Here is a 5514-nt window from a genome sequence, read left to right as displayed (position 1 = left end):
GGTGCTCATGGAAAATCCCCTAAATGTCTTGGTGGTAATTTAGGGGATTTTGGGGGATTTTGTAAAGGTCTCAAACTGCCTTAGCATTGAATGTCCAGATTCCCGGAATGACGGTTTAGAAGTTACCCTAAACCTCAAAAAAAACCTGCACCTTAATCAGTTGGCGGTTTAGTCCGACTTTTGGGGTGCAGATCAAGCTTTCAGACGGTATTTCCTTTAAAACTTCATTTCAAGCGCGAGGCTGAAGTTCCTGCCCGGTGCGGCATACCTTCCATAGTTACTGTCGCCGCTGTGCCGGTTTGCCGTGCTTTCCGCAGTCTGGCGCAAGGATTCCCAAGTAACGTAGCGGTAGTTGCCGATATTGTAGATAGCAGCCCTCAAGGTCAGCCGTTTTTTCAGATTAAGATAGGCGGAAACATCTGCCGTCGACCAAGCAGACGACGCTCTTTTTGCCGAATATCGTTTTTGATCGCCTGCCAGATAAGCAAGTTCATCAGGGTTTTTCCCTTTGGAATAGGTCAGCATAATGTTTGCGCCCCATTTCCCCTCGGGCTGGTCGTATCCGAACCCCAAAACATAACGCGACGGCTGTACCGCATCCAAAGCATAGCTGCGGAGGGACAGTCCCGGCCGGTTGGATACCGATTTCGGTTTGATACGGTTGTACGCCAAAGTCGTGTACAAACCTTCGGGCAGTTTGTGATACACACCGTTCCAGTCGATTTTTCCCAAGATGTTGATGCCTTGGAGCGACATATTTTGGGCATTGTAATAATCGCGTATATCAATCTCTGTCAATTGTCCTGCCTGATTCGGCAATTTGGTTTTTTGATCGGCAACGGCAATCATATCGGTATAACGGTTGCGGAAGCTGCTGATTTCCAAAAAGCCGAAATCGCCCTTCCACTGCAAACCGATTTCGCGGTTGGCTGCCTTTTCCGATTTCAGGGCAGGACGCTGCCAGCCTTTCGGATAATCGTGATAAATGTCTATCCCGAAAAGTTCTTGGAAGGAGGGCGTTCTGAAGCCGCTGGAGGCTCGGTAAGACAAAGAAAAATGCCGGTTCGGTTTGAACACGATGCCGCTGTTCCACGAACGGTCAACATACCGCCCGTTGCGGACGAGTTCTTCCGACGTGGTAAAGTTTTGCCGGTCGTACCTGCCGCCCAAGCTGAAATCGAAATATTTGCCGATTGAAAAACGGTCGTTCAAAGAAATGTGGATATTGCTGCCGTTGATTTTTCTTGGCACGCATTTGCGGGAACGCAGGGTTTCGATGTAGCCGCAGACCGACCCTTCGACGACTTCGGGCTTACCCAAAAGATACTTGTCTCCCTTATCGGTGTAATCCGAGTATTCCGAAATCCTTGCCGCATTGTGGGAAAGCTGTTCGGGGCGGGAGATCGCTTTGGAAGCATCGTAACCGAAGCCCAAAGTCAGATGGTGTTTCGTCCATTTGTTTTTCAGCGACTTCTCAAACGAGGCATTCAAAACATTGTGCTGTTCGCGGTAGTGGAAACGGTCGCTGCTGTCGTAGGAATACGGCTTGTCTGCCGACGCGCGGCAGGATTTGTCCACGGCAGGATACACGGCGCAATTCAGCTTCAGCGTGTTGTTGTCGGTTGCCACGCCCTGTTTGTCAAACGACAACACCGCCTTGTCCGCCCAATTGTCAGAATACGCTTCGTTTTCATAACGGTACAGCAAACCCATACGGCGGCGGCGGTGATGTTCGTCTATAAATTTGGTGCGGGAATATTTCAAACCTATGCCCTTGACCCATTTTTCTTTGTTTTTATCCCACGCTTCTATATTCGGCACAAAATACAAGCCGTCGCGGAAATCGTTGCCGTCGTACACCCCGCTCTTGTCGCTAAACTTTTTCGCCTCGTCCGTACCGTAATACTGTTTTTCCGTCATATCGCGGATGTCGTAACGCTGTTTGGTATCCTCAAACACGCCGCCGACATAATGCCTGCCGCCGAAGCGGTAGCCCAGCTTGGCAAGCCACGAACCGCTGCGGTAATCCATCGGATCGGGCAATATCCTGCCGCCGCCTGTGTACGATTGGGCGGACAGGTTTTCGTGGCGCGCCTGCGCCTCCCGCACCATCGCTTCTTCTTCACTGTTTAAAGCCTGACCTTTTGAACGGCGTTCTTCCACCCAGCGGTTGAGCTGGTTTTTCAAATATTTCCCGTTGCCCGCCAATTTTGCCACAGGCTTGAGCTCACTCTCGCCCTCCGCCAGGAAATATTCCGCCTTTTTATTCGGACTCTGAATATCGTATGTCTGGCGGAACGCGTCCAAACGGTCTATGCCGTATTCCACCCCGTCCGCAATATCGCCGTGCGGGCGCGTTTCCCGCCCTTGGCGTTCGGTTCGGATTAACAGCCCTTCCCAACCGTCCTTACTGAAACCCGCGCCGAGCGACTTCATAAATTGGCGGTTTTTACTGCCGTAGGCGGTTTTTGCCTGTATCCCCCAACTTTTGCCGTCTGAAATCAGGTCTGCCGCCTCTTTGGTGCGGAGGGAGACTGCTCCGCCGAGCGCACCGCTGCCGTGATCGGAAGAACCGGCACCTTTGTCGATTTCTACCGTACCGACGTTTTCATATTCGATTTCGTTGATTGCACCGCTGCCGCCGCGTCCGCCGTATCCGCTCAATGCACCCTGCACGGTAAACGCCTGTATTTGGGCAACACCGTCGACCGAAACCGCCACACGGTTTTTATCCACGCCCCGTATCGAATAACCGCCGCTCGCGCCGTTACCTTGTTCGACGACGGCCACGCCCGGATCGTAGCGCGTCAGGTCGCGGATACCGAGTACCTGTTCTTTGTTCAACGTTTCCGACGTTTTGACGATTTTGCCCAAACCGGTCGCCTCTTTCGATCGCCGTCCCACTTTGGCGGCACGGACGGTAATCTCCTTCAATGATTGACTTTGCGCCGCATCAGATGCCGCCGTTTCGGGGTTTGCCGCATATGATGGGAAAGCGGCTGCAATGGCCAAGGCGGTCAGGGTAAGCGGGAATGTATGCCTTCTGTTCATCGTGTTGCCTCCTTGTCATCTTTCTTCGCACCAAATACCACACCGATTTTTTGTTGGGGTTCGGCAAAGCTGCCGCCCAATTCCGATGCATGAGGTCCGTAAAAGCCCCCTGTTACATGAAGGTTCTCGGCTTTAAACGGTTTGGAGGATGTTGCACCCCTGCCAAGCAGGTCGATACCTGTATCACGGGTACGTGCTGCTGCATGGAAACCGTTGTGCTCAATAATACCGTTTTCAATATAGAAGGCAGGTTCTACACCATTTTTCTCCATCAGGGTGCCGGAAAGGGACTTGTTGGCAAAGTTAACGTCGAATTCGGCTTTTGCCGCTTTATCCGCATGGTTATCCCATTGGATCGGCGCGCCGATACGGGCTTCCCATGAACCTCTATAGTGGACATTCCCAATTTTGGGGATGTCTGCCTCGGAAGTGCGGATACCTTTTATGAAAAGGTCGATATTCCTGTATGCAGAAGCGGGTTGGACAGGTGATTTTCCATCCGTGCCTACGCTTTCCGCGTTGTTTCCTTCATTTTTTCCTGCTGTATTTGCTTCCCCGTTATCTTCCTCTGCCGGCAACTCGGAAGAAGCATGACCGTCATCGGTATCATTTTCCAAACCGTCTTCACCGTCTTCAGGCTCTAAACTTTCATTTTCATCATCAGGTCCCGCGCCTTCATGATCGGAATCTTCGTCCTCTGTTGCAGTCGGTTTGACGACGGGACGGTCGGTTTGCATCCGTCCGATTTTCACATAGTTCAGAAAATCGCAGCAGGTTCGGATTGTCGTTTTCCTGCCGTCGGCAAGAACGATGGTTTGAGTATCTTTGACCAAGGAGATTTCACGCCCTTCGACAAGGAGTTTGTCAGGATGGGCAAAGTCGGGCATAGGCTCGGCAATAAACGGACGTGCCTTAGGATCGGCAGCTTCGTCGGCGGCAATTTTCAGCGAATCCAAGATTTTGGTATGCGTTTCAGACGGCACGGAGCTATTTTGTTTGCCTGCGAATACGCCGAATACGCTTTTGTCGTTGCTGATAAACCGTCCGGCAAGCTCTTCTCCGTTATCGCCGAAAAAACCGCCCTCAAGCCGCTGATCGGCATCGGCATGGAAAAACAAATGCTCCTTACCGGCATGTTTTTCCGCTAAATCAGGATTGACCTTGGCACTGCCGATAAAGCGGTTGCCGTCCAATTTTGCAGTAATGTTGTAAATGATCAGCGGCTTTTTAGGTTCATCTGGATTATTCTTATTTTGCACATACTGATTTTTAATCAACTTACCTTCCAGGTTTTTTTTGTCGAAATTAACCGTATATTCGGCAGGATGTTTTTCCCTGTCGTCGGCATCCCTAGCCGCATAAGAAGTTGCACCAATATTATTACCATAATATGTGTTATAACCCAAATTCTCACTGGCAACCGCCTGACCTGTCCGATGACGTTTGGCATCGGTCATATATTGCCAGTTACCGGAATATTTCACCGTTCCCGCGCTCGGTAAAGATTGGGAGGGATGTTCTCCGGAATAATATACAAACCCGTCATAACCAAACCGGTGGGTAAACCGCTTACCACCTGAGTTCTGTTTGATTTCGTCTTCTCCTGTTTGAGTATAAACATATCCGGCCCGGACATATTTATATTGATACACAGCATCTTTTGAATCGGACGTGTAGATTTGTGCATTAGGATGCCGTCCTTTGATTTCCTTTTTAAGTTTGTCGACCTGTTCTTGCGGCGTACCGTCTAAAAACAGGATATCCTCCTCTTTAAGCGGCAGATACTCCTCTGCCTGATGCTTATCGGGAATTTCCGTACCGTCTTTGTTATAAAAAGCAATATTCCGCCTTGGCAACCGCATTGCCGCACCGACGGCGGGCTGGTTGACCGGCGTGGTTTCTATAGAAGGTTTGGCAGGAGCCGGAGCAGGAATATCCTCAGGCTTGGAAGGTTTGGAATCTGACGGGGTTTGCGCGGTCGGCGTTGATTCGACAACAGGCTGCACGCCGAAATTGCCGCCGATACAAGATGCCAAAAGTAAGGGCAACAAGACAATGCCGCCATAATTCGGTTTACACATCCCTACTTTTCCTCTATTTGATTAATAATAATTATCATTATATTAATATGCACAGATAATATCAACCGAGACCTTGGCAAAAAAGCCCTTCCCACAACAGTCGAAACCCCAACACAGGTTTTCGGCTGTTTCCGCCACCAATCACTCCCTAACTCTACCCAAATACCCCCTTAATCCTCCCCGGACACCCGATAATCAGGCATCCGGGCCGCCTTTTAGGCGGCAACAGACACACTTAGCCTGTTAGCCGCTTTCAACAGGTTCAAACACATCGCCTTCAGATGGCTTTGCGCACTCACTTTACATAGACCAAAATAGGCTGCCCGCGCATAGTGGAACTTCCGGTGTAACGTACCGAAGCTTTGTTCGACCACATAACGGG

3 protein-coding genes are annotated in these 5514 nt (G+C 50.5%); all 3 read right to left on the bottom strand.

The window, feature by feature from the left end; genetic code table 11:
* Nucleotides 1–216 precede the first annotated feature (216 nt).
* A complete protein-coding gene (locus tag HMPREF2872_RS05725) occupies nucleotides 217–3051 on the bottom strand; it encodes a lactoferrin/transferrin family TonB-dependent receptor (protein WP_049328592.1) in 2835 nt (944 codons plus the stop codon).
* Entirely contained in the window at nucleotides 3048–5132 is a 2085-nt protein-coding gene (locus HMPREF2872_RS05720; protein WP_049328591.1) for a transferrin-binding protein-like solute binding protein, read from the bottom strand. The genes HMPREF2872_RS05725 and HMPREF2872_RS05720 overlap by 4 nt, the downstream gene beginning before the upstream one ends.
* A 215-nt stretch (nucleotides 5133–5347) precedes the next feature.
* Nucleotides 5348–5514 (bottom strand): transposase (locus HMPREF2872_RS11305; protein WP_141752846.1); only part of this gene is annotated, 167 nt, incomplete at its 5' end.

This window comes from Neisseria sp. HMSC069H12 (genome assembly GCF_001812735.1).
Lineage (GTDB): Bacteria > Pseudomonadota > Gammaproteobacteria > Burkholderiales > Neisseriaceae > Neisseria > Neisseria subflava.
The sequence above is the reverse complement of the archived record's forward strand: the minus strand, read 5'-3'. Positions and strand labels throughout refer to the sequence as shown.

Excerpts from the sequence above, each read along its gene's own strand:
- HMPREF2872_RS05725 (WP_049328592.1), bottom strand. The coding sequence starts at position 3,051 with ATGAACAGAAGGCATACATTCCCGCTTACCCTGACCGCCTTGGCCATT.
- HMPREF2872_RS05720 (WP_049328591.1), bottom strand. The coding sequence starts at position 5,132 with ATGTGTAAACCGAATTATGGCGGCATTGTCTTGTTGCCCTTACTTTTG.